The sequence below is a fragment of the Clostridium sp. YIM B02551 genome, assembly GCF_022324735.1.
Taxonomy (GTDB): Bacteria; Bacillota; Clostridia; order Clostridiales; family Clostridiaceae; genus Clostridium_T; species Clostridium_T paridis.
On the sequence record NZ_JAKGTF010000007.1, the window covers coordinates 62469 to 87227 of the forward strand.

Annotated in this window: 27 protein-coding genes; 15 read left to right on the forward strand and 12 right to left on the reverse strand. The window is 30.1% G+C overall.

Translation table 11 applies throughout. From position 1 onward, the window contains the following. Nucleotides 1-28 precede the first annotated feature (28 nt). From L1S47_RS09715 to L1S47_RS09725, 3 genes are read right to left on the reverse strand one after another with little or no spacing between them, the layout of a single operon-like run. Nucleotides 29-670 (reverse strand): ATP-binding cassette domain-containing protein, encoded by a 642-nt coding sequence (locus L1S47_RS09715; protein WP_238883387.1) that lies wholly within the window; start codon nucleotides 668-670, stop codon nucleotides 29-31. A 2-nt stretch (nucleotides 671-672) separates the two neighbouring features. Next, on the reverse strand, nucleotides 673-1569 hold the full coding sequence (locus tag L1S47_RS09720) for a hypothetical protein (RefSeq protein ID WP_238883388.1): 897 nt from the start codon (nucleotides 1567-1569) through the stop codon (nucleotides 673-675). Beyond that, the gene (locus tag L1S47_RS09725) at nucleotides 1562-2326 is read right to left on the reverse strand and encodes a hypothetical protein (RefSeq protein ID WP_238883389.1); all 765 of its coding nucleotides are present in this window, start codon (nucleotides 2324-2326) and stop codon (nucleotides 1562-1564) included. Before L1S47_RS09725 ends, L1S47_RS09720 begins: the two co-directional genes overlap by 8 nt. A 201-nt stretch (nucleotides 2327-2527) precedes the next feature. Here L1S47_RS09725 and L1S47_RS09730 point away from each other — a divergent pair, with 201 nt between their 5' ends. The 5 genes from L1S47_RS09730 (at nucleotide 2528) to L1S47_RS09750 (ending at nucleotide 7468) form a co-directional block, all read left to right on the forward strand. Continuing rightward, nucleotides 2528-3178 (forward strand): response regulator transcription factor, encoded by a 651-nt coding sequence (locus L1S47_RS09730; protein ID WP_238883390.1) that lies wholly within the window; start codon nucleotides 2528-2530, stop codon nucleotides 3176-3178. Between the two features lie 2 nt (nucleotides 3179-3180). Next, nucleotides 3181-4626 (forward strand): HAMP domain-containing sensor histidine kinase, encoded by a 1446-nt coding sequence (locus L1S47_RS09735; RefSeq protein ID WP_238883391.1) that lies wholly within the window; start codon nucleotides 3181-3183, stop codon nucleotides 4624-4626. After that, nucleotides 4619-5362 carry a hypothetical protein gene (locus L1S47_RS09740; RefSeq protein ID WP_238883392.1) on the forward strand — a complete coding sequence of 248 codons (744 nt, stop codon included), beginning with the start codon at nucleotides 4619-4621 and terminating at the stop codon, nucleotides 5360-5362. Before L1S47_RS09735 ends, L1S47_RS09740 begins: the two co-directional genes overlap by 8 nt. Before the next feature lie 106 nt (nucleotides 5363-5468). Continuing rightward, nucleotides 5469-6971 carry a DUF6034 family protein gene (locus L1S47_RS09745; protein WP_238883393.1) on the forward strand — a complete coding sequence of 501 codons (1503 nt, stop codon included), beginning with the start codon at nucleotides 5469-5471 and terminating at the stop codon, nucleotides 6969-6971. 143 nt (nucleotides 6972-7114) lie between these two features. Next, the gene (locus tag L1S47_RS09750; RefSeq protein WP_238883394.1) at nucleotides 7115-7468 is read left to right on the forward strand and encodes a nuclear transport factor 2 family protein; all 354 of its coding nucleotides are present in this window, start codon (nucleotides 7115-7117) and stop codon (nucleotides 7466-7468) included. A gap of 88 nt (nucleotides 7469-7556) precedes the next feature. Here the strand turns inward: L1S47_RS09750 and L1S47_RS20600 are convergent, their stop codons facing one another. Both L1S47_RS20600 and L1S47_RS09760 read right to left on the reverse strand, forming a co-directional pair. Next, entirely contained in the window at nucleotides 7557-7778 is a 222-nt protein-coding gene (locus tag L1S47_RS20600) for a spore coat protein (RefSeq protein WP_373689060.1), read from the reverse strand. Nucleotides 7779-7787: 9 nt separating this feature from the next. Continuing rightward, the gene (locus L1S47_RS09760; protein WP_238883395.1) at nucleotides 7788-7937 is read right to left on the reverse strand and encodes a hypothetical protein; all 150 of its coding nucleotides are present in this window, start codon (nucleotides 7935-7937) and stop codon (nucleotides 7788-7790) included. Nucleotides 7938-8120: 183 nt separating this feature from the next. Here L1S47_RS09760 and L1S47_RS09765 point away from each other — a divergent pair, with 183 nt between their 5' ends. Next, the gene (locus L1S47_RS09765) at nucleotides 8121-9419 is read left to right on the forward strand and encodes a sensor histidine kinase (protein ID WP_238883396.1); all 1299 of its coding nucleotides are present in this window, start codon (nucleotides 8121-8123) and stop codon (nucleotides 9417-9419) included. Nucleotides 9420-9435: 16 nt separating this feature from the next. Here the strand turns inward: L1S47_RS09765 and L1S47_RS09770 are convergent, their stop codons facing one another. Beyond that, complete coding sequence (locus L1S47_RS09770) at nucleotides 9436-9693, reverse strand: DUF3949 domain-containing protein (protein WP_238883397.1); 258 nt, start codon at nucleotides 9691-9693, stop codon at nucleotides 9436-9438. 297 nt (nucleotides 9694-9990) lie between these two features. On the opposite strand from L1S47_RS09770, the gene L1S47_RS09775 reads away from it, so the two are divergent. After that, a complete protein-coding gene (locus tag L1S47_RS09775) occupies nucleotides 9991-10542 on the forward strand; it encodes a hypothetical protein (RefSeq protein ID WP_238883398.1) in 552 nt (183 codons plus the stop codon). Between the two features lie 210 nt (nucleotides 10543-10752). Further along, nucleotides 10753-12141 carry a glycoside hydrolase family 1 protein gene (locus L1S47_RS09780; protein WP_275297814.1) on the forward strand — a complete coding sequence of 463 codons (1389 nt, stop codon included), beginning with the start codon at nucleotides 10753-10755 and terminating at the stop codon, nucleotides 12139-12141. Between the two features lie 57 nt (nucleotides 12142-12198). Here the strand turns inward: L1S47_RS09780 and L1S47_RS09785 are convergent, their stop codons facing one another. Together L1S47_RS09785 and L1S47_RS09790 are read right to left on the reverse strand one after the other, a co-directional pair. Continuing rightward, nucleotides 12199-12909 carry a GntR family transcriptional regulator gene (locus L1S47_RS09785; protein ID WP_238883400.1) on the reverse strand — a complete coding sequence of 237 codons (711 nt, stop codon included), beginning with the start codon at nucleotides 12907-12909 and terminating at the stop codon, nucleotides 12199-12201. Nucleotides 12910-13189: 280 nt separating this feature from the next. Beyond that, nucleotides 13190-13609 carry a hypothetical protein gene (locus L1S47_RS09790; protein ID WP_238883401.1) on the reverse strand — a complete coding sequence of 140 codons (420 nt, stop codon included), beginning with the start codon at nucleotides 13607-13609 and terminating at the stop codon, nucleotides 13190-13192. 300 nt (nucleotides 13610-13909) lie between these two features. On the opposite strand from L1S47_RS09790, the gene L1S47_RS09795 reads away from it, so the two are divergent. The 5 genes from L1S47_RS09795 (at nucleotide 13910) to L1S47_RS09815 (ending at nucleotide 19231) form a co-directional block, all read left to right on the forward strand. After that, nucleotides 13910-14632 carry a LytTR family DNA-binding domain-containing protein gene (locus L1S47_RS09795; protein ID WP_238883402.1) on the forward strand — a complete coding sequence of 241 codons (723 nt, stop codon included), beginning with the start codon at nucleotides 13910-13912 and terminating at the stop codon, nucleotides 14630-14632. A 264-nt stretch (nucleotides 14633-14896) separates the two neighbouring features. Further along, the gene (locus L1S47_RS09800) at nucleotides 14897-15058 is read left to right on the forward strand and encodes a hypothetical protein (RefSeq protein ID WP_238883403.1); all 162 of its coding nucleotides are present in this window, start codon (nucleotides 14897-14899) and stop codon (nucleotides 15056-15058) included. Between the two features lie 177 nt (nucleotides 15059-15235). Beyond that, nucleotides 15236-16606, forward strand: coding sequence for an MATE family efflux transporter (locus L1S47_RS09805; protein WP_238883404.1), 1371 nt, complete (start codon nucleotides 15236-15238; stop codon nucleotides 16604-16606). Further along, the gene (gshAB, locus tag L1S47_RS09810; protein WP_238883405.1) at nucleotides 16593-18935 is read left to right on the forward strand and encodes a bifunctional glutamate--cysteine ligase GshA/glutathione synthetase GshB; all 2343 of its coding nucleotides are present in this window, start codon (nucleotides 16593-16595) and stop codon (nucleotides 18933-18935) included. Before L1S47_RS09805 ends, gshAB begins: the two co-directional genes overlap by 14 nt. A gap of 20 nt (nucleotides 18936-18955) precedes the next feature. Then, nucleotides 18956-19231, forward strand: coding sequence for a metalloregulator ArsR/SmtB family transcription factor (locus L1S47_RS09815; RefSeq protein WP_202769113.1), 276 nt, complete (start codon nucleotides 18956-18958; stop codon nucleotides 19229-19231). Between the two features lie 45 nt (nucleotides 19232-19276). Here the strand turns inward: L1S47_RS09815 and L1S47_RS09820 are convergent, their stop codons facing one another. Both L1S47_RS09820 and L1S47_RS09825 read right to left on the reverse strand, forming a co-directional pair. Then, the gene (locus L1S47_RS09820) at nucleotides 19277-21010 is read right to left on the reverse strand and encodes an MFS transporter (RefSeq protein ID WP_238883406.1); all 1734 of its coding nucleotides are present in this window, start codon (nucleotides 21008-21010) and stop codon (nucleotides 19277-19279) included. A gap of 55 nt (nucleotides 21011-21065) precedes the next feature. Further along, nucleotides 21066-21593 (reverse strand): TetR/AcrR family transcriptional regulator, encoded by a 528-nt coding sequence (locus tag L1S47_RS09825; protein WP_238883407.1) that lies wholly within the window; start codon nucleotides 21591-21593, stop codon nucleotides 21066-21068. A 147-nt stretch (nucleotides 21594-21740) separates the two neighbouring features. On the opposite strand from L1S47_RS09825, the gene L1S47_RS09830 reads away from it, so the two are divergent. Next, nucleotides 21741-22766, forward strand: coding sequence for a phosphodiester glycosidase family protein (locus tag L1S47_RS09830; protein WP_238883408.1), 1026 nt, complete (start codon nucleotides 21741-21743; stop codon nucleotides 22764-22766). 17 nt (nucleotides 22767-22783) lie between these two features. Here the strand turns inward: L1S47_RS09830 and L1S47_RS09835 are convergent, their stop codons facing one another. Then, complete coding sequence (locus tag L1S47_RS09835) at nucleotides 22784-23347, reverse strand: hypothetical protein (RefSeq protein ID WP_238883409.1); 564 nt, start codon at nucleotides 23345-23347, stop codon at nucleotides 22784-22786. Nucleotides 23348-23362: 15 nt separating this feature from the next. Next, entirely contained in the window at nucleotides 23363-23953 is a 591-nt protein-coding gene (locus L1S47_RS09840; RefSeq protein ID WP_238883410.1) for a hypothetical protein, read from the reverse strand. Nucleotides 23954-24155: 202 nt separating this feature from the next. Between L1S47_RS09840 and plsY the strand changes: the two genes are divergently transcribed. Beyond that, nucleotides 24156-24749 (forward strand): glycerol-3-phosphate 1-O-acyltransferase PlsY, encoded by a 594-nt coding sequence (gene plsY / locus L1S47_RS09845; protein WP_238883411.1) that lies wholly within the window; start codon nucleotides 24156-24158, stop codon nucleotides 24747-24749. Nucleotides 24750-24759 lie beyond the last annotated feature (10 nt).

The following is a 24759-nucleotide window of genomic DNA, read 5'->3' on the forward strand; positions in this document are numbered from 1 at the left end:
ATTGAAGTAGGAGCTACTATTTTTTATATTATCTTATAACTGTAAGTACTCCCGAATCCATTTCGCATACGGTATCGCAAAGCAAGTCGATGTCCTGAGCATTATGGCTAGCAAGTATGATTGTTTTTCCTTTTGTTTTTAAATCCTGAAGTAAGGCTCGTATGTCTGCTATACCTTTTTTATCTAAACCATTAAAGGGTTCATCTAGAATTAATAAAGATGGGTCTTCCATTATGGCTTGGGCTATACCAAGTCTCTGACGCATTCCTAGAGAATACTTGCTTACAGGTTTTTTCATTTCGGGATCTAAACCTACTAGCTTAAGAGTATCTTTTATAATTTCATCTGAGATTTTTCGCTTAAGTGAGGCAAGTAATTTCAAATTATTCATTCCAGATAGTTGAGGTAAAAAGCCAGGAGTTTCTATAATTAGACCTAAATCTTGTGGAAAGTCCATATCTTTACCTACTTGTTTATCTTGTACTAAAATTTTTCCTTTAGTGGGAACTAAAAATCCACAGATACATTTCATAAGCACAGTTTTTCCACTACCGTTATTGCCTACTATTCCATGAATTTTCCCTTTTTCAAAATCATGACTTACATCACTTAAGATTTGTTCTTGCCCAAAGTTTTTAAAAATATGTTCTATATGAATTGCAGTACTCATTTTTATACCTCCGTACCAGTAAAATTAAAGTTGTAATTTCTTATACATCTAAGAGTTATCCCAAAACATATTAAAATTAGAAGGATGAATATCAAACAGCTTTGCCACAGGGTAGGTAATAAGTCATACCCAAAGTTATGCATGTTATAAGTAGCATGATTTAAGGGAGAAATCCATCCTATTGCAACATTTGCTTTATACATTAATTCATCAGGTAAATTAAATATAGCTCTAATCAATTGGGGATTAAGTATAAATCCATATAAACTAAAGATAAATACTCCAACAACACTTAAAGATTGGCCTTTTATGATATTTAGCATTAACATCATAAAAGCCATAAGTAGAGTATAAAGTAACATTAATAAGAATATGGTAAACATTGTTTCATATGGTGTAGACATTTCTAAAGTCTTAACAAGAGAAGGAAGAGCTATAGTTTTGCCTGAATCAGAGTAGCTAAGTATTGCAGCAGTATCACTCCACATATTGCTTATAAAGGAGTTACTCATGCATAATAGCACCGTTGAGAACAGGATAAAAATTAAATATACGCCTGTTGCAAGCACTACATATAATGATTGCCCCATAAGCCAAGTTTTTCTGTCAATTCTCATTAGGTAAAAGGGAACTCCGGCACCTAAAAACGGTATATCTGCAAATAATAAAAGTAGTAAGAGTGAAGAAAGTAAAATAGAATTACTATCACCAAAAGTCCAAACAAAGGCTTCTACAAGTTGCATGGTAGTATTATATTCATGAGCAAATCGCACAGTTTTATCAGATAGTAAAAAACAAAGTATAAAAGCTAATGCAAAAGTTACTATAATACGAGGGTTCTTGTGCCATCCCCTAAAATTGTAGGCAGCAACAGAGCCAACCTTTCTAAGCTTATCCATTAATTAATTTCCTCCTTGCAAATATTCCAAAAGCTAAACTAAGTAGTATAGCAAATAATAATAAAAAGATAATAAGTCCTCCGTTGCCTAGTGGCCATAAGTGAGTAGGATTAAGCCATTCCTTTGGATAGAGGTAGTAGAAGAAATCAAGATATCTTTCATAAATTATTACAAGCACATAATAGATGATAAATGGTGAAGAATAGGCAATATATCTACTTTGAGTAAAGCTTGCAAGAGTAAAACCAACTAGTGACCAAAACATCCCAGAGAAAAAGAAAATATATAATTTCTCAAGCAGAATTATCAAATATGAGGTAGCGATAGCTCCCTCTATAGAAGGCCCTTCCATATGAGTAATTACTAGTGAGGAAAAAATATAGGAAATTATAATCCCCAAGGAGATAACTAGACCTCCTGACAGAGTACATGCAATAAGTTTTCCACTAATATATGAATTCACACCACTTCTAGGTAAAAACTGTTTTATAAATCCGCTTTGAATATCATCTACAAAGGCAGAAGTAAAAGGTAAAGACGCGATTATTGGTACTGCGAGCATAACTGGTTCTGAAGTTAGTACATTAATAATCATAAGCGCGTGATATCCACTTGGCAAAGTTGGAGAGTTTGCCAAGCTAGAGAATATGCCTTCAAGGGAAGAAAGAGCTATTACAACTACCATGCTCAAGGTTCCTGCTAAAAAACCTTTTGAGTAAATGGCACGTTTAATATCGGAACCAATAGTATATAACATGAGAATCCCTCCATTTTGTGTATTTAAAACGTAGTCTATGAAAACCACACTATATTTACATAGTATATTTAAGGGTTGCGACATCTTCGTATAGAAGTTGTATCAAAGTTGTATTATCTGAAAAAAATATTAAAAGCAGTATACAACTTTGTTACAATTGGGGTATAGAATTTATGATATATAAATTAGGAGGATAGATTAATGAAGGCTTTAATTGTTGAGGATGATATAGCAATAAATGATTTGATTTGTATGAATTTACGGGACATGGGTTTTATATGCACTAGTGCTCATGATGGACTCACTGCAGCTAATTTATTAGAAAAGGAAAGTTTCGATTTTGCTTTACTAGACATAATGTTGCCTCATGTAGATGGATATGAACTATTAGAATATACACGTCAGCTTGGCATCCCAGTAATTTTTATTACAGCTAAAAGTTCTATTCAGGATAGGGTTAAGGGATTGAAGCTTGGGGCAGATGATTATATTGTAAAACCTTTTGCTATATCAGAACTTACAGCTAGAGTAGAAGCCGTTCTTAGAAGGTATAATAAAGGGAAGAAAATTTTAGTTATAGAGGATGTGGAGATAAATACAGAATCTAGGCAAGTTACTAAAAGGGGTGAAGTTATAGATCTTACTCTAAAGGAGTATGAACTCTTAGTAATGCTAGTTAACAATAAGAATATGGCTCTTTTTAGAGAGACTCTGTTTGAGAGAATATGGGGTTCAAATTTTATGGGAGAGACTAGAACATTAGATTTACATATACAAAGGTTACGTAAAAAGTTGGGCTGGGAAGAGAAGATTAAAACAGTATACAAAATAGGATATCGATTGGAAGTGTAGGAATGAAGTTTTCAATTAAAATATTCATAAGCACAGTTCTAGCAGTAGCTATTTCTTTTTCAATTGGAGGGTACTTACTTATTTACACAAGCTTTATTTCTTCAAAGGATAGAGAAATTAGTCGTGCTTCAGATGAACGCTTATCAGTACAATACATGCTTGAGTCTGCTATTATTAGCAAGGAAATGCAGGGAAAGAGTATGACAAACTTAGAAGTGTTTTCTTCAGTTCAGGATATTGCTAAAAGTATTGAGCAGAGCAAGCAAGGTGGAAGAAAAATTATAGTTTATGATAAAGATGGGGCTGAGATATACCCTACCTTAGGGAAAAAAGATAATAGTATATCAGGGCTTACTTCATTAAAAGCTGGAGATAACCTATATAATATACGCAAAGAGGATGGAATATATAATCTTTATGTAACTGGGATAATTAGTAATAGTTCTGGAAGTATTTACTTAAGCTACGTGAGAGATATTAGTGATGTATTTATGGAAATGAATACTCAGTTACATATGTTTATGATTTATCAATGTGTAATTATATTTTTAAGTGCAGCTGTAGTTTTCATAATTTCATGGTTACTTACTCGTAATGTACGTAAACTTACAGAGGTTAGCAGAAGAATTGCTACAGGGGAATATGATAAAAGAGCAGATATAAAATCTTCAGATGAAATAGGAGAATTAGCTAAAAGCTTTAATAGCATGGCAATATCAGTAGAGGATAAGATTAGTAAGCTAGAACAATCTTCTACTGCAAAGGATGAATTTATAGCTAATTTTACTCATGAATTTAAAACCCCCATGACTTCAATAATTGGATATGCTGATATGTTAAGAAGTAAGGAATTAGATTCTAAAACTACATTTAAGGCTGCAAACTATATCTATAGTGAGGCTAACAGGCTAGAAGCATTATCACTAAAAATGCTTGATCTAGTAATGATGCAAGGGAAGGATTTTAAGTTTATTCCTATTAATACTAAGGAACTAATAAGATATGTAGTTGAGGTTGCTATGCCATCCTTTAAACAAAGTGAGATTACATTAAAGTCATCTGCAGAAGAGGGAACTGTAGTAGTTGAACCTGACCTTATGAAGACTTTATTAAACAATATTGTAGATAATGCAAGAAAAGCCTCAGAAATAGGATCTACAGTTGAACTATTAGGTCATAAAGATCATGAAAGTTATACATTTACTATAATTGATCAGGGTAAAGGTATACCAGAAGAAGAATTAAGTAAGATAACTGAAGCTTTTTATATGGTAGATAAGTCCCGTTCGAGAGCACAGCATGGGGTAGGGTTAGGGCTAGCTATAGCAGAAAGAATTACAAAATTACATAATACAACCTTAAAGATTGATAGCATAGTAGGAGTTGGAACTACAGTAAGCATTAAATTGCCATGCTATAAAGCTCAAGGAGGTGATAGCAATGAATAAGGCAGTAAAATATACCTTAATGGTCTTAATAGCATGCATTATTATTACCTTAAGTGTTCTTATGCCAGGGATTATGCTCAGTAAATCAGAAGAAGGTATACTAAATCATTCAGTTGTGATGAGTGGTGAAAACAATTCGGTTAAACAAAATCCTTCAAATAACTTAGAACCAAGAGCTGAAAGTCTTGCAGAAAGTTTAGCTAAAAAGGTAGCTTTATATGAGAAATATTCACATGAAGGTACTTTGGTTAAGGAATCTACTGAAGGCAGTATGGGAATGAGAGAAGCTATTGCTAAATCCACAAAGCAGATATCAGCTATAATAGACAAACAAGGCTTACCTAACTTAAGCGGATTTCCAGAGTCCTATAATGTTGACGCGGAGCTTAGAGAAATAAAAGAGAATAGCACTGTACTTCAATATTGGAATATTAACTTAAGTCCAAAAAATAATAAAGGTATATCTCTTGCTATAGATGCAAATACAGGCGTACTCTTAGGGTTTAAATTTACTATAAATGAGAGTAGTACAATTAATATAGAGGATATGGCAGAAGTCATAGCAAATCAAATGAATATGCCGGGACGGCTTGTTTCTTTAAATAATAAGCAATATCAAAATGCCGTTTGGAGCTTTGACAATTCATCTCTTTCAATGAATTTACTCATAAGTGAACAAGTTGGGTATACAATATTTTCAATGGATTTATCAACAGAAAGCCAGAAAGTGAAATAAATTAAATAATATGCAATTATGATACAACTTATATACTATCATGATGCAGTGCCCCTTTACGCTTTAGTAAAGGGGTATTTTTCATATAAATAAAAAGGAGGAAAAGATGAAAAGGTATTTTGTTAAGGAATTAATTCATAGAAGCATAAATTTTAGCGGTATTAAACTAATAAGAAAGGTAGCACTATTTACAGTATTGATAGCAACAATAGGATTTATGGTTGCTTGTCAGAAAGAACCTGAAAAGCCGCCAGTCACAAGTAAGCAGCAAGATATTAATGGTAAGGTAGTAGATAATACGGATGGAACTAATATATTCAATAATTTATCTGATACTATAAAAGAAGATATTAAAAATGGGGGAACAAGCTTAAAAATTGATGCAAAAGTGCAGGTGCCTAAAACATCAAAAGTCTCAGTAGTTACAGTAAAGCCAGATGGAATCGATCAAGCTAGGGTAGATAAAATAATAGATACCTTTATGAAAGGAAAACAGCTATATAAACCAAATGAAGTTATGACTAAAAAGGGAATCCAAGATTATATTACATTAATGAATGCATATAGCTTGCCAAATAATGAAGAGGATGAAATAAAAAAGAGTGATGGAGAGCCAATTGATCCGGTAGCTATAGGAGGAAAGACTAAAGCTAGATTAACTAAACAGGCTGAACCAGGAGCTAGTACTATGTATCAAAAGGAAGCACAGGAACTTTTATCAAAAGCGCCAGAAAGTCCAGAGAGAAAAGCGGCCACAAAAACATTAGAAAATGTTGATGAAAGTGATCTTAAAAGCAATGGAAAGATATATAAAGGCTTTCATGGGAAATCACTCAATGTAGTAGTAGATTCAGGAAAAGGATATGATGAAGAACTTTACACCTCTACATCAAATTCTTTAAAAGACTCTATGGCTCGTATTATAAATCACGATAGCACTCAAGTATATAAATTTCATGAATATACAGGAAGTAGTGCTAGAGGAATGAAGATGTCTTTAGAGGAAGTAAAAAAATTAGCACAAGATACTCTTAGTTCAATTGGAGTTACAGACTTAAAGCTTACAGAAATTAATTTAGCTACATTAATGCCATTAACAAAGGAGGATGATCCCAATAAAATGAATCAAGCATATGGGTTATGGTTTACTCGAGATGTAGCAGGTGTACCTACAACTCTAGACTTAGCAGAGGAAAAATTACAAAATGATGAGTCATATGGGTATGAACGTTTATTTATGCTTATTGATGATACTGGTGTAATTGAGTTTCACTGGCAATCTCCTGCAAAAGTAACTGGAACTATATCCTCTGATGCAAAGATAAAGCCTTTTAATGATATAATGGAAATCTTTAAGAAACAATTCTTTATACGATATGCTCAAAGTGATAAGAATAGTGAAAATACTGCTTATAACATAAATCGTATAACCTTTGGAATGACGAGAGTAAATGTTAAAGGCAAAGAAGGTGAATTTACTATGGTGCCAGTTTGGGATTTCTTTGGATCAGAAAGCTCAAAGGATGGGAAAGTAGATCATACTTATAATAGTTTTATGACCATTAATGCTATAGATGGTTCAATAATAGATAGAACCCAAGGATATTAATTAAAAGGAGGTTAAGTTTGACCTCCTTTATACTTTTTGGTTGGGACTATTAGGAATTTTAAATAATATGTTATAATATAACCTATCATACGTTCATATTATGGTGCGTATTTAATTATGTAATGCAAAAGGAGGTAATTTATATGAAGCCAAAAGAAATACTTTATAAGTGGGTTGATGCATTTAATAATGCAGATGTAGAAGCCATTGCAAGTTTGTATGACGATAATGCAATAAATCATCAGGTTGCTAACGAGCCAGTTAGCGGTAAAGAATCTATAAAGAAAATGTTTGAGCAAGAATTTTCTCAAGCAAAAATGGTATGTATTGTTGAAAATATTTTTGAAGACGGACAATGGGCAATATTGGAATGGCGTGATCCACTAGGATTAAGGGGATGTGGCTTTTTTCAAATAGTTAATAACAAGATAGTATTTCAAAGAGGCTATTGGGATAAATTATCTTTTTTAAAACAACACAATTTGCCTATTGAGTAGGAAACTACTGTTAAAATTAATATTATATTTAAAAATAGTGAGGAAAATGTAAAGTCCTCACTTTATTTATTAATCAATCTACAAATTTTTATCTTCCGGGAAGACTTAAGGCGGTTTCTGTAGTTTTCATGTCTACTTTAAATTGTTCCTTTAAGTCATTGGCATTATAATAGCCTTTTTTCTCCATATATCTAAATATTTTTTCATGAGTAGCTATAGCATGGTTTAATTGATTTCTTAAGGTTTGCCTTACCTCAGGTGAAGTAGTTTCTATTATTCCATTTAGTTTAAGCCTCCTTATTATAACTATTAAAAAACTTTAAGGTTTAAGAACTACTTTTATATAAACTTCTGTTTTTGTGTCAAAAGCTTCGTAGCCATGAGCAGCATCTTCCAGTGGAAGTCTATGGGTTATAATGTCGCTTGGGGCAACTTTTCCTTCTTGCATCAAGGTATATAATGTAGGCATATACTGTGAAGTTAATAGCAAAGTAATAGTACTGCTGGGATAAATCTCTAGAGGTTATATTATAAGGATTATATATTTTATAAACAAAGCTTTAATGATATAGTTGTTATTAGTAGTAATAGTTATATAATAAAAGATACGGGAAGTAATATTATATCTAAGTTTGGGATATGAGGAGTTTTTATGGAGAATTTCATCAATATTTTTATAAGCATTATATGCATTTTTATCTCTATAATGAATTTAGTTACGATTAAGTTCACTAAAAAAGAAGTTCTAATATTTATTTCTATAGCAATATTAGGATCATTTCCTTTTGGATTCATATATCCATATTTATCTATAATTCCCATGAATTTAATTTTAATATTTTGTTTATATAAGAAAACTCATAATATTGGAATGAGTGTAATATTACCATTAACAGCTACAATAATATGTGTGGTGGCTACATATATTTTAACTTTTATAGCTATGTTTGTTTTTAAGATTAATATGGGAGAAAACTATAGAGAAACAAATATTTATTATGTCTTGATAGTTTTAATTTTCCCACTGATAATTGTAATAAGTAGTGTTATTGGAATGATAATAAACAGAAAAAATGTTGAACAAGCCCTAAAATTTAAAAATAGACCCCTATATTTAATTATTGCTATGTTAGTCTTCACGCTTATAGTTTTTTATATAAATATAATAATTGAGGATAATAGTGAAGCAACTAATAGAGCTGCCAAGATAAATGTAATATTATTTCTAGTATATTTTGGGATTCTTATAGCAATAATGTATGTATTGCTTAGAGGGGTAACTAAAGATTTAGAAATTAAAAATAAGCAAACACAGATGCAAAATCTGCAAGAATATACGGTAAATCTTGAACGACTATATTCAGAAATGAGAGCATTTAGACATGATTATATAAATATAATATCCTCTATGATAGGGCATATGGATACTAATGATATGGAAGGCTTAAAGAAGCATTTTTACGGTAATATTATTCCCTTAAGTGCAGGTATGGAAAATAATAATTTTAAAATAGGACACTTAAAGAATATTGAAATACCAGAGGTTAAAGGCTTGCTATCTTCTAAACTCGTTAGAGCACAAGAAATAGGCATAGATGTAAATATAGATATAGCTGAGAGAATAAGTGAAATCAAAATTAACGTAATAGATGCAACTAGAGCACTAGGTATATTATTAGATAATGCAATAGAAGCAGCCCAAGAGTGTGAAAAACCCAAGTTAGATATAGGCTTTGTTAGGGTATATGAAACTCTTCTTATCGTAATTAAAAATAATTGCGTAAGTGTCCCTAAAATATTTGAGATAAATAAAAAAGGCTTTTCAACTAAAGGAAAAAATAGGGGATTGGGACTTAGTAATTTAAGAGAAATAATTGATAAATATGATAATGTTTTTTTAGAAACTAATATAAAGGAAACGGAGTTTATACAAAAGCTCACTCTAAGCTAGAGTGAGCTTTTTACAATTAGGGCATTAGATGTTTATTTTTGTATTTGAACTTAAAAATTATATAAGCTATGAAGTTTGGAATAATGTGTATACTCTGAGTGTTAGCGTGAATATTAAGCTCTTCAAAGGACATTTCATCGTATAGTTTTGCCTGAGAACCTGCTCTTAGCTCCTTTTCATATAAAGAAACTAAATAGTGGTATTGAAGTGGTATCATCAAAATTAAATATAGTGCAAATATTCCAATAAGAATATAAACAAAAACTGGACTCATAACCATACCTCCACACTTTTTCGAATAACTCTTTATAAGTTATATTATACCATATGAATATCAAAGATAAAAGATTCAAAGTAATTTTTATGATAATTAAGACAATCTTAATATAATAAAATTATGAAAAAAGATAAGGAATTATGTATAAATTAATATCTGTTTTTGCGTTTATTACTATAAATTAGTCTTTTACTACAAATAGAATAAATGGTACCAAATAGGTGTTAAAATAAGAGCGGAATCTATAATTTCAATTTTATGGTATAGATTAGAGAGAATATATGGGGGAATATAATGGTGGCCAGGTTAACAATTAATACACCAGACTCAAGGAAAGATGAATTTGATATATACATAAATGAAAGAATGGTTAAACTACAGAATAAAAATTGTTATGAAGTCCTAGAAATAAATAAAGATAGATGTAGAATAAAAGTTATAAAAAAGCATGTATGTGATTATGATAATTGGATTGTTAAAGGGCTTTTAGGATTTATGAAAGATATGGTGTCAAAAGCAGGAATATATTCAAGAAAAGGCGATGTGATAGGAATATTTAGAGCAGTTTGTGAAGGGGTTCTTATATTAGATGGTGATACAGATTTAAATATAAAATTAGATAGAAATAGAATATATTTCGCATCTAATGCAGAGGGTTTTTTAATTAATGTGAGTACTGATAATAAAAAATCAATATGGAAAGAAGAAATGAATAGGTTAGAGTTTCCTGAGTATCTAAGAAAAAGATGGGATATTATAAAAATACCTTTCTTAATATTGGCGACAATTTTATTAATATTGTTTTCCATTATTCTAATAAATGAACTAAAATTCTTAGTTAGATAAAAACTTTATTCAAAAGTTCTAATAAAATATTCAATAAAAGAGGTGGGTTTATCCCATCTTTTTTATTGCGTTTATTTCAAGCATAATAAGAATAGGAAGATTATATATACCTAATAAAAGTATAGACATTTAAAAAATAAATTCATATAATAAGGGTGTTAATAATATAAAATAGAAGTTAATACTTATTAAAGAATGGAGGGTCAGAGATTGAAATACAATTTTCCTGAAAACTTTTGGTGGGGGGCTGCTACTTCAGGACCACAATCAGAAGGAAGATTTAACAAGAAGCATAGAAATGTATTCGATTATTGGTATGATATAGAACCTAGTGAATTTTTTGATGAGGTTGGACCCAATATAGCATCTAACTTCTATAATAGCTATAAATCAGATTTAGAAATGATGAAAAGTATTGGCTTTAATTCTTTTAGAACATCAATTCAATGGACTAGATTGATAAAGGATTTTGAGACATTAGAAGTTGATTATGATGGCGTTAATTTTTATAACTCAGTAATTGATGAATGTATAAAAAATGGAATGACACCAGTAATGAATCTTCATCATTTTGACTTGCCAATTGAATTATATGAGAAATATAGCGGATGGGAATCAAAATATGTTGTGGAGCTTTTTGCTAAATTTGCAAGAAAGGCATTTGAACTTTTTGGAGATAGAGTGAAGTATTGGACAACATTTAATGAACCTATAGTTATAGTGCAAGGACAATATATAGGAGAATTTCATTATCCAAAGATAGTTGATGGAAAAAAAGCTATGCAGGTAGCTTTCAATTTAAATCTTGCGTCAGCTAGAGCTATTGAGGAATTTAGAAAAGTTGAGCACAATAAGGATGGAAAGATAGGAATAATATTAAATCTTACTCCAGCATATCCAAGATCAAATTCAAAAGAAGATTTACTTGCAGCAGATTATGCAAATAAGTTCCATAATGAATTGTTCCTTGATCCAGCAGTTTTAGGTAAGTTTCCTGATGGAATAGAGGAAACACTTAAAAATGATGGGGTGCTATGGGAAGCTACTAGTGAGGAATTAAATATTATAAAGAGCAACAAAGTTGATTTCTTAGGAGTTAATTACTATCAACCTATTAGAGTAAAGGCTAGAGAAAGTGAATTTGATTATTCTAACGGATGGTTCCCAGATAAATATTTTGAAGAATACGAAATGCCAGGAAGAAGAATGAACCCTCATAGAGGGTGGGAGATATATCCTGAGGCCATTTACGATATAGCAATAAATATTAGGAATAATTATGGGAATATCCCTTGGTATATTTCTGAAAATGGAATGGGTGTACAAAGTGAAGAAAGATTCTTAAATGCAGAAGGAGTCATTGAAGATGACTACAGAATAGATTTTATAACTGAGCATCTACAGTTTTTGCATAAGGGAATAGAAGAAGGAAGTAGTTGTTTTGGATATCATTTATGGACACCTATAGATTGTTGGTCATGGATAAATGCTTATAGAAATAGATATGGATTTATCTCTTTAGATTTAAAAACTCAGAAAAAGACTATTAAAAAGTCTGGATACTGGTTTAAAGAAGTTACTGAAAATAATGGATTTTAATTAAGTTATAAAGTAAAAACGAGAGAATTTAAGATTAATTCTCTCGTTTTATATTAATTATCTTACTATTACAGTTTCAAAAGCAAAACGATCATACCTATGTATTGATATAGAATATTCAAAGGCAGTACCATTTTCTAGATAAGCAACTTGTTCAACAACTGCTACTGGATCATCTGCTTTAAGTTTTAAATACTTTTGTTCAAGTTCATTTGACTTTCTAACTCTAATAGTTCTGTGAGAACTTTGAACCTTAAGACCAAGATCTGATTCAATATAAGAATAAATTGATCCCATAGTATGCTGCTTCCTAAGACCAGGAACCAGGTTTATCGGCATAAAGGTATGTTCAATAACATAAGGTTCTTCATCAACATATCTTACTCTTAATAAATTATATACAAATTCTTCGCTTTCTAAGTTAAGCTTTTGTGTAACTTCTTCATTACTAGAAACAACATCAAAGGTAATAAGCTCACTGGTTACCTTGCGGTCACTATATAAAGCAGTAAGACCTCTAAATTGATTAGAAACCAAAAGTCTATTCATATCTATATTACTAATGCTTTTAACAAATGTTCCAGAACCTCTTCTTTTGACAATCAGCCCTTCAGCTACTAAAATATCTAAGGCTTTTTTTACTGTCATTTTGCTTGCGTTGTATTTTATACATAAATCTTTTTCAAAAGGCAATTGCTCATTGGCTTGAAGCACGCCTTTAACAATCTGAGTTCTAATATCATTTGCAATTTGTGTATATTTTGTCATAGCAATCTCCCTAAAATATAAATATTATATAAATTAATAGGTATATACTTAGATAATATCACAATATATCTAGAACATATACTTATATTTATTAAAAATAAGGGATTATCAATAAATAAGCCAATTTTATTTATTGATATCAGCTAAATTCACTATACTTATTTATAGACAAAACAAAAAGAGTACCGCAAAGATAAAATCCTTCCCCAAGAATTTTAACCTTAAAGTACCCTTTTCATTTTGGGAGAAAAATTATATTTAATCAACAGTGTAGACTTAATTAAATATTTATATTGTTACCCTTAACCCCTATACCAAAAAGTGCTTTTTTCTGGTTTATAAATACACCCATAAGAATTGGCAGAATTAAAGATATTAATATGCTTAAATTAAACCCATTTAAAATCAATGAGTATATAGTGTTGAGTGTTACTGAAGTAAAGTAAAGGAAAATGCCTATAACTTTTTTAAATAATATAAAAATAATACCGGTTATTATGATTAAAACCAATATGGCAGTTAAAATTACTTGTCCAAAACTGATTTTGGCAGCTCCTTCTGCTCCGGCAATTTGTACGATTTGATCTTTAAGTAAATAAGTAGATGTTAGTAAAATTATTGATAAGATGCTGAAAAATAATTGGAGTACAACAACAGCTATTATGCCACCACCTAGGGTTTTATCTTCGTAATTTTCCATACTTATTTTTCACCTCTTCTTGCACAACCTATTTTATTTACTCCTTATGTGAATTATAGCAAGAATATCATAGCTTGTTTCAAAAAAGTAATAAGTGATGTTTTTTTTGTAATAACCGTTCTAAATTTATATTTATATGCAAATAAAATCAGATAAATAGCTATATTCCCTTATAATTACCTAATTCAAAAGAAGCCTTTATATACACACAAACTTCCAGACATTTTTCTTCTTGATAATATATGGAAGACATATGGTATAATAAAATTGTGCTGTAATCATGATGGGGGGGAGTAAGTCTTGCTCAATGTATTTATTTGTGAAGATGATGCAAGTCAAAGGGAAAATTTTAAGAGAATAATAGAGAACATAATTACAATAGAAGATTTTGATATGTGGTTAGCATTAGAGACTGGAAATCCAAACGAATTGGTAGAGTACGTAAGTAATCATAAGGGAAGAGGTTTATACTTCTTAGATGTAGACTTAAGTTCAGACATAAATGGTATCGATTTAGCCGTGGAAATAAGAAAACAGGATCCTAATGGATATATAGTTTTTGTAACCACCCATGGAGAACTTAGCTACTTAACATTCCAGTATAAGATTGAGGCAATGGATTATATAGTAAAAGATGATTTTGAAAACTTAAAGAATAAAATTCACGAGTGTATAAAAGAAGCAGATAAAAGATATCACATTAAAACGGCTGATGAAAAGCGGTTCTATATTAAAATAGGTGATAAGGTTATAAATATTGAATTTAATAAAATCCTATTTTTTGAAACTTCTAACGTTATACATAAAATCATTCTCCATGGTGTGGACAGGCAGATTGAATTTTATTCAAAGATGAAAGAACTTGAAGAAATGCTAGATAATAATTTTTATAGATGTCATAAATCTTACATAGTAAATAAGACAAATATAAAAGAAATAGATTTAAAAAATAGAATAGCTTATATGGTAAATGGAGAAGAATGCTACATTTCAAGCAGATATATTAAAGGATTAGTTAAATAATATAATTGGTTTTAAGTTTAACTAATAGTTTATTCATGTATGAATAAACTAAGTTTCCTATAAAAAACCTATATAAAAGGTACTTAAGGTTAATTATGACTTTAAGTATCTTTTTATTTAATTTAAATCTAAATCATAACGGTTATTACAAAAAAACTACTTTTCATTATATAAATAATATTTTAAAACACTCTTCTTATATAATTAAATAAACAATATTTTAGAACACAATCAGTCGAAATTTTTGTAATTAGGAGGAGTACCATGAGAAGGATAATTGAAAATATTATTTTATTCATTTCCTTTTTTCTAATTGTACATTTTACCGGAAGATTAATAAAAAACTATTTAATGGCGGCAATGATTTGTGCGATTTTAAGTACCATAGTTTTATTTGTAAGAAATCATGTTAAAAACTATGATTAAAATAGCTTGTACAGGTAAGAAAATACATTTATTATTAGCTGAGTTAAAAGATTTTAAGTAAAATCCCTTTTATGAAGTAAGGATATATAAAGAAATAATAAATTGTTAAAATGAGAATTAAGCTTATTGACTATATAAGGATATTCTAATATAATTATTTCGTACTGGGGGATTAATATGAAAGATAATATAAATTTAACAGAAGGAAAAATAACAACAGGTCTTATTAAACTAGCATTACCAATTATTGCGACTAACTTTATTCAAACTGCCTATGGGATGGTTGACATGATATGGGTAGGTAAGCTTGGAAGTAAAGCAGTAGCTGCAGTAGGGACGGCAAGCTTTTTTATAAACCTAGCATTAGCTTTGTTTGCAATTATCATGATAGGGAGCGGAGTTAAGATAGCCCAGAGTGTTGGGGCGAACAAAAAAGAGGAAACATTAATATATATAAAAAATAGTTTTATATTATCAGTAATTTTAGCGGTGGTTTATTCAATATTAATAGTAGTACTTAAAAATAAGCTTATAGGCTTTTTTCAACTGAATGATATAGAAATAGAAAAAATGGCAAAGGATTTTTTAGTTTATTCAGCTGTAGGCGTTATTTTTATGTATTTTAATTCAATCCAAAGCACTATATTAAATAGCTTTGGAAATAGTAAGCTACCTTTTAAGGCAAATACAATTGGCTTTATAACAAATATAATACTAGATCCGATACTTATTTTTGGGATTGGACCAGTAGCTGGAATGGGAGTTGCAGGAGCAGCTATAGCTACAAATCTATCAAGAATTATAGTATTTATTATTTTTATCTTTACAGCAAAGGAGTATTTTAGTTTCAAGGGTATTTCTGTAAAGTTTGATTTTATTAAAGCTAAAGAAGTATTAAAGATGGGTATGCCGGTTTCACTTCAAAGGGTTAGTTTTATAGGAATATCAATAATTATTGCAAGACTAATTACAAGCTTTGGAGCCACAGCCATAGCAGTTCAAAAAGTAGGAGTACAATTAGAATCTGTATCATATATGGCAATAGGGGGAATACAAGGAGCTATAGCAGCTTACGTAGGTCAAAACTATGGAGCTAAGAAATACAAAAGAATAGAAAAGGGTTATTTTAGTGCTTTAACGACCACAATAATATTTGGACTTATAATTTCAATTATTTTCATTTTATTCCCAAAGGAATTGTTTAGTATTTTTATTCAAGAAAAAGCAGCAGTGGATTTAGGTACTAGTTATATGCGAATTTTAGGGTTTTCCCAAGTGTTTATGTGTATGGAACTTCTTACAGTAGGTGCTTTTAATGGAGTTGGGAAAACTTATGTTCCGCCGATTATAAGTATTGCATTTACAGCTTTAAGAATACCCATGGCAATGATATTATCAAAAGATAGCATACTTGGGCTTAATGGAATATGGGCAAGTATAAGTTTAAGTAGTTTAATAAAAGGAATAATATTAGTTACTTGGTTTATTATATTTTTAAGAAAAACCTTTGTAGTAGATAGGAGCGAACAGTGTAATGGAACGTATTGATAATAAATTATTAGAATCAATTTTAACTGAAGATATAGTAACAAAATTATTTAAAGGAAACTTTGGACTTGAAAAAGAAAATGTAAGGGTTAGTAAGGATGGTAAACTATCACTAACTCCCCACCCTGCAATATTTGGAGATAAGTTAAAGAATCCATATATTAAAACTGATTTTTCAGAAAGCCAAGTAGAGGTAATTACACCAGTCTGTAATAGTATAGAAGAACTTTATGATTATATAGAAAATCTTCAAAACATAGTATCTCTATCCATTGGAGAAGAATATTTGTGGCCACAAAGTAATCCACCTATCTTACCAAGTAATGAAGAAATACCAATAGCTGTTTTTTCTGAGGAAGGTAAGGAAGAGAGATTATATAGAGAGAAACTATCAGAAAAGTATGGTAGAAAGAAACAACTTCTATCAGGTATACACTACAATTTTTCATTTAAAGAAGAGTTTATAAATAGTTTATATAAAAGCCTTGGAGAGGGAGAAAGCTTAAAAGAATTTAAAAATAAAATTTATCTTAAGATAACAAGAAACTTTATCAAATATAGATGGTTTTTGATTTATTTAACAGGAGCTAGTCCAGTATTCCACGAGACTTATTTAGATAGATGTACAGATGATATTCAGGAGTTAGCAGACAGAAGCTGTTACTTTAAAAATATGATGTCTTTAAGAAATAGTAAATGGGGATATAAAAATAAAGAAGATTATTTAGTTAATTATGATTCATTAGAGCAGTACATTGGAAGTATTCAAAAGCTTATTAATGATGGAAAATTAGATAATGCTAGTGAATTTTACGGTCCAGTTAGATTAAAAAGTACTTGTAAAAGATGTTCTCAAGAGAAACTTATGAAGGATGGAATTGAATATCTAGAAATAAGAATCTTAGATCTAAATCCTCTTAATAAAAATGGAATATTTATAGAAGATTTATATTTGGTGCACTTATTTATGATATACATGTTGTTCATGAAAGAAGGCACATTAACAGAATCTGAGCAAAAAATTGCTAATATAAATCATAAAGTTGCAACCATGGCAGGAAGAAGAGAAGATAGCTTTATCTATAACAATGATGGAGAAAAAGCTTCATTCAAGGAAGAAGCCCTAAAAATAATTGATGACTTAATAGATATAGTTAATAAGTTAGATTATAAAACTGATTATCTAAGAAAGGTTATAGAATCAGCTAGAGAAAAAGTTTTAGACGTAAGTAAGACTTATGCGGCGGTTATTACTAAGGAAATAATAGATAGTAGTTATGTAAGCTTTCATCTTGATAAGGCAAATGATTACTATGAAGAAAGTAAAAGGCAGGATTTTAGCTTAATAGGATATGAAGACTTAGAACTTTCAACTCAAATATTACTTAAAAATGCTATAAAAAGAGGAATAGGGGTTGAAGTTTTAGATAGAGAAGAAAACTTTGTAAGATTAAAGAAAGATAACAAGGTTGAATATGTAAAGCAAGCAACTAAGACTTCAAAGGATTCTTATAGTACCGTACTTGTTATGGAAAATAAGGTTGTAACAAAGGAAGTTCTAAAAGAAAATGGAGTAAGAGTTCCCTCAGGAAAGAACTATAACAATATTGAAGATGCAAGGGCTGACTATGAATTGTTTAAGGATAAACAAATAGTAGTAAAGCCTAAGTCGACTAATTTTGGAATAGGGATATCTATATTTAAGGAAGAATTTTCAAAGGGCGATTTTACTAGAGCTCTAGAGATAGCCTTTGAAAATGATAAAACTGCATTAGTAGAGGAATTTATAAGTGGTAAGGAATATAGATTCTTAGTGATAGCTGATGAAGTTGTAGGAATACTTCATAGAGTTCCTGCAAATGTTCAAGGGGATGGAGCAAGAACTATTAGTGAATTAGTTAAGGAGAAAAATAAACATCCATTAAGGGGAAAAGGATATAAGACTCCTCTTGAAAAAATATCTTTAGGAGAAATTGAAGAAATGTTCCTTAAAGCGCAAGGAAAGAACTTTGATTATGTTCCTAAAGAAGGCGAAATTGTTTATTTAAGAGAAAACTCTAATATAAGCACTGGAGGAGATAGCATTGACTTTACGGATGAGATGCATGAGAGCTATAAAACTATGGCTATAAAATCTGCCAAGGCAGCTGGAGCAACTATTTGTGGAGTTGATATGATGATACAGGATATAAAGGTTCCGTTAAATGAAAGTAATTATGGGATAATAGAATTGAATTTTAATCCTGCTATACACATTCACTGTTATCCTTATATAGGAAAAAATAGAGGAGCTGGAGATAAGGTACTAGACGTACTATTTGGAAAATAAGAAATAGGAGTGAAGTTTTAATGGATGAATTTCAAGTAAATATCTTTAAAGCTTTAGCTCATCCTGTAAGACTTAAAATTGCAAAAAGACTTTCTGAAGGAGAGATGTGTGTTTGTGAGATGAATGAAGATATTGAGTTCAGTCAAGCAAATCTCTCACAACATCTAAAGATACTAAAGGATGCTAAAGTGGTTAATGCAAAAAAATGCGGTATGTTTATGTACTACAGCATTAAGAGTGGAAAAATAAAAGAATTAATTAGGCTAACTGAAGAATTATATTATGAGAAAGAATAAGATAACCCCAAAGTAGAATGGAAAATTCTATTTTGGGGTTACTTTTTATAATATTTCCTTTTTATTTTTAGAAAGCATTAATGAGAATATTAAGCCTAGTAATGCAATAATAGCGGCACCTATAAATAATTTTGAATATCCAGAATTTAAAGTACTTTGGAATACATTTTCTATAGTTGCTCTAGCGTCTTCGATTTGTTTTAAATAACCATCTTTTATAGTTGATAATAATACATCAGCTTTTGGCCCTTTATAATTAGGAGCAGAGGTTATGCCCTTAAGTGCTGGTGCAACTTTATCATTTATCATTGATTCACTGAATTTTTTAATAGAATCAACAATTGTGGTTACGTCTGAGTTTTGCAAAGTCTGTAATTGATCTGGAGATATTCCCCCTGAACTCATGGACATGCTTCCGGAAGGGGCTGATGGCATGCCAGGAATCTGTGGAGCTTGTGCTTTTGGAATAACATCCATTAGTTTAGTAGACATGTTTTTGCCTGCTTCAGATATAAAGCCTATAAGTATATTTGGAGAAATAGCAACTCCTATAGATCTTACTAAAGAAAGAGTTGATTGGGCAGTTGCAGTTTCATTAGCGCTTACATTAGTCTGAACTATGTAGTTAAGTGGAGCACCCATAGTACAGCCCATTCCTAGTCCTACAAAAATCAAACCTATAACCAAGCTAAAGAAACTTGGATGATTTGCAGTATATAAAGCCAAAGTTAAGGTTCCGATACCAGATAATATGAACCCTACTATTAGAACTAGTTTTGCTGAGAATTTATCTATAAGCCTTCCGCTTATAGGAGCACCTACTCCAGCAAATATAGCCATGATTGTTACGATATATCCTCCAGAACCAGATTTGATTTTTAGAACATTTTCTCCAAATTGAGGTACAAAAACTACTCCCATCATACCAGCACCAACAATAAAGCCTATTATCAATGCTAAAGTAATTTCTCTATTAGTGAAGTATTTTAAATTAAGCACAGGATCCTCAGCCTTTTTTTCTATGAAAATTAATACTGGTAAAAGTATTATAAAAGCTAATAAGAAAGGCCATACATTATTAGATTTAATACTACTAGAGAACTCATAGAATTTTAAGTTAGTTAAGCCGTACATTAGTGAAAGTATGGTTAAGCTTATAACTATACTTCCCCATATGTCAATTTTCCCTGGTACAGTAACCTTATCATCCTTTGGAGTCATGGTAGAAAGTATTAAAATTATTATGCATATTGGAACGTTTATAAAGAATAAAAAGCCCCAATTTGATGAACCAACTAAGTTTAATATACCAGAACCAATTGTAGGTCCTAAGGTTGTTGCTATACCATAGATTCCTCCAACCATACCTAAGGCAGCCCCCTTTTTCTCAGGAGGAAAGCTTTCACCTATATATGCTGTAGCTATTGGCATTATTCCACCACCGCCTATAGCTTGAATTACTCTTGATATTAGTAAAAGGGTAAATCCGCCATAAAAATCTGAAATCCCGCATAGCATAGAACCTATTCCAAATAATAAAATGCTAATAATATATATTTTTTTCTTTCCAAACCTATCAGATAGTTTCCCGGCTATTGGCATTGCAACAGCATAAGCTAAGGTATATATTGTAATCATCCATATGGAGCTGCTAGCAGATATGTTAAATGAATTTGCAATTACAGTTCTAGCAGGTGAAACAATACCTGAATCCAAAGCTCCTATAAATATGCCCAGCAAGAATAATAGTAACATTATGTTTTTGTTTGTTTTTTTCATATAAATCTCCTTTCTGAACCTTGTTCATATAAAATTTAAAAAAATGCACTTATTATTATAAGTTTAAAAGTGCATAAAATTCGTCAAAAGTCATAAATTTTTGTTTTGATATATTCGTCAAGTTGTAAACTAAGAACTTAGTTAGTTTAGCTAATTCTACTGATGAAGTTATATCACCTTTATTTTTATGGAATAGAAGGATTTCTTCTATAGCTTCGTAAAGAGGAGCCATTACATCCACTTCGTTATAGGTATAATCTTCTTTAGACATTTCTACAAAAACACTAATATGGTTTTTAAGAAAACCATCTACATATAGAAATATTTGAAATAGTTTATCCTTAAGTGAGATATCAGCTTTTACAATAGCTTGAATAGAAATAATTATCATAGACCAATCTCTTTCAAAGACTTCTACAGCAAGTTCACCTTTATTATTAAAATAGTTATAAAAGGTTCCAGTTCCTATTCCACAAGCTTTTGTAATATCTCTAATGCTTGCATTTTTATAACCTTGCGTAATTAAAGCTTTTTTTCCCTCATCTAGTATTTTATCTCTTAAGTTCTCTATAATCTTTGGCATTGTTATCCTCCATTTTTTAAATGAACCCTGTTCATATTATACTATTTGTTACTAATTTGTTCAATATATTTAAGATTTTTTTTATTGCTGGGGTAATGAAATATAAAGTAAAATAATCATATGAATATATTTTATAAGTGAGGTAATATGGACAAAAAAGTTAAACGAATGGATCGTTATAAAAAGAAATCAAAGGTGAAAAAGGGTTTATTTCACATAGGTGCATTTATTTTAGCTAATATAATAATTACTATGTGTATCAGTTTACCTTTAGTGGTTTATGGCCCTCTTGAGAATATTAGAGAATATTATATAACTACTGCAATGACAACTCTTAGTCATAAATATTTAGCAACAATGCTATTTAGCCAAGATGAAATAGATAAAGTTATGGCAAAAAATAAGATTGAAGATGATAAAAATTCAACTGTTAATGATATTTCAGTTGAAGAAGATAAACCAGCTATGAGTGAAGCTGTTACTTCACCTTATGACGGAACAGAACTTATAGATATCTCAAACGGTAAATATAAAGGTTATGTCTTAATCATAAAAGATCCTAAAAGAGTAACACTAGGGATACCTGACACCATTGGAAAGAGTGGAAAGAAGCTAGAAGATATAGTTAAGCAGGAAGGGGCAATTGCAGGAATAAATGCAGGTGGATTTCAAGATGATAATGGAGTAGGTAACGGTGGGACTCCCTTGGGGGTCGTGATTCATAATGGAAAAGTCTTATATGGTAAAGAAAATAAAAAGTATGAAATGGTTGGATTTAATGAATCTGGAATCCTGGTACTAGGCAACTACACTTTAAGTGAAATGAGAGATCTTAAGATAAAAGAAGCTATAACTTTTTTCCCTTATTTAATCGTAGATGGAGAACCTACAATTAAAAGTGGAAATGGCGGTTGGGGAATTGCACCTAGAACAGCTATAGGCCAAAGGAAAGATGGATCAATAGTTATGTTAGTAATAGACGGTAGACAAATTTTAAGCCCTGGAGCAACATTAAAAGAAGTTCAGGACATTCTTTTAAAATATGATGTTTATAATGCAACAAATCTAGATGGGGGAGCTTCTACAATAATGTATTATAAGGATAAGATAGTAAATAAACCATCAAGCTCAGATACAGGAAGGTATTTGCCCTCAGCATTTATAATAAAATAGGGTATGTAAAAAGAAGGTTATCTACCTTCTTTTTTTATGTCTTTAAGCACATCAAATATATTCCGTTGCTTTTTAATAAAGGCAAATTTATGTTCAGGTATATTATCTTTAAGGGTATCTATAAGCAATTGCTTGTTTTGTATATTTTTAGGTATAAAGACACGACCATTTACTCCAATATAAAGATGAAAATATAAACTGTTTTCTAATACCTTGTCTACTGAAGTCCAATTATAAATAACAGTGGAATAGGAGCTAGTCACTTTAATTGACTCAGTAGTTAGTAATATTGAAATAATATAATTTCTACCTGATTTTAGATATCTCATTTCCATGGATTTTTTAAAAAGAAACCTGCAAAATTTTGAACCAAAAGATATAACTAGTAAATAAAAAAAGATAGTAGAAAGGATAAACATAAAGAAGTTATGTTTAAACACTAAATATACTATTCCGAACAAGATAAATGGAATGAAGTATATGCTAAAGAATTCTCTTAATAAGTAGTCATTTGTATTAAAATAATTATCACATTGAGCTTCTACATACTCTGATTTTGAAAAATTACAATCTATTTGCATTAGCAAGTCTCCTTTTTATTTAAAGTCATTAAATAAATTTTTGAACCTTTTATAATCCTCCGCAGCGCTAAAGATATTTCGTTTTTCCTTAATAGAACTGAATCTATCATCAGGTAGATTTTTCTTAAGTATGTCTATAATAAGCTGTTTATTTTCATTATTTCTAGGTATGAATAGACGCTCATTTACTATGGTAGTTGTATAAAAGTGAAAGTAACGGTAAGTTTCCACTACTTTTAGTACTGAAGACCAATCAAATTCTAATTTAGCATTACTGTAGGTTACTTTAATAGCTTCAGGATTCAATGATATTGAAATTTTTATAGAGCGTTCTAAGAATATATATTTTTTATTTACTGTCCTAGTAATAATATATTTAAATATAATGGGTCCAATGGGTATAAAGATTGTATAAATTACAATAAGGCAAATGGCAAAACCTATTAGGCCTATTTTTAAATCACCAATATACACTATAAGAGCTGCTAAAAAAGGTAGTATAGATATAAATGATACTTTTGAAAAAATATAGCTTGATGAATTAAAGATATAATCACATTGTGCTCTTATAAAATCACTTTTTGAAATTTCAAAGTTTATTTGCATTTATAAATCTCCCTTAATTGTTTTAAATAAGTTTAAAATAATTATACCATTAAACCCATATTATTACAAAATAGGCAACTATAGTAATGATATACTAAATATTAAGATTGTTAAGCTTGATTGTAAGTAAAGTATATGTGGTATATAATATATAATGCAGTAAAGATTAGTATATATAAAAGTATATATTTAGGAGGAAAAAATGATTATTTTTATAACCATTTTAATTGCTTTTATGTTAGGATCTATACCTACAGGATATTTGCTGGTAAAGCATTTTTGTGGGATTGATATAAGAACTCAAGGAAGTGGAAATATTGGGTCAACCAATGTAAAAAGAATAGTAGGAACTAAGATATCAATTGCAACTCAGGTAGGAGATATTGTTAAAGGGGTTGTGGCAGTAGCTTTAGGAATAGTTGCTTCAAAGCTATATGAATTACCTGTTTCTACAGATATATATCTTTCTATTATCGCAGTGGTTGTAATATTAGGTCATGATTATACTCCGTTTTTAGGTTTTAATGGAGGTAAAGGTGTTAATACAACCATGGGAGCCTTTATATTATTAGCCCCAATTGCAACCTTATCAGGAGTGGTAGTTTATTTTATTTTAAGAGCAACAACTAAGATAGTGTCAATAAGATCAATTTCACTTGGTGCGACAATTCCTATAATGTGTATTATTTTAAAAGAACCTCGTCCAATAATAATTGCAACTATATGTGCGAGTTTAATAATGATATATAGACATAAGGCTAATCTTGTTAGAATAATAAAAAAGGAAGAAAAATAATATATAAGGG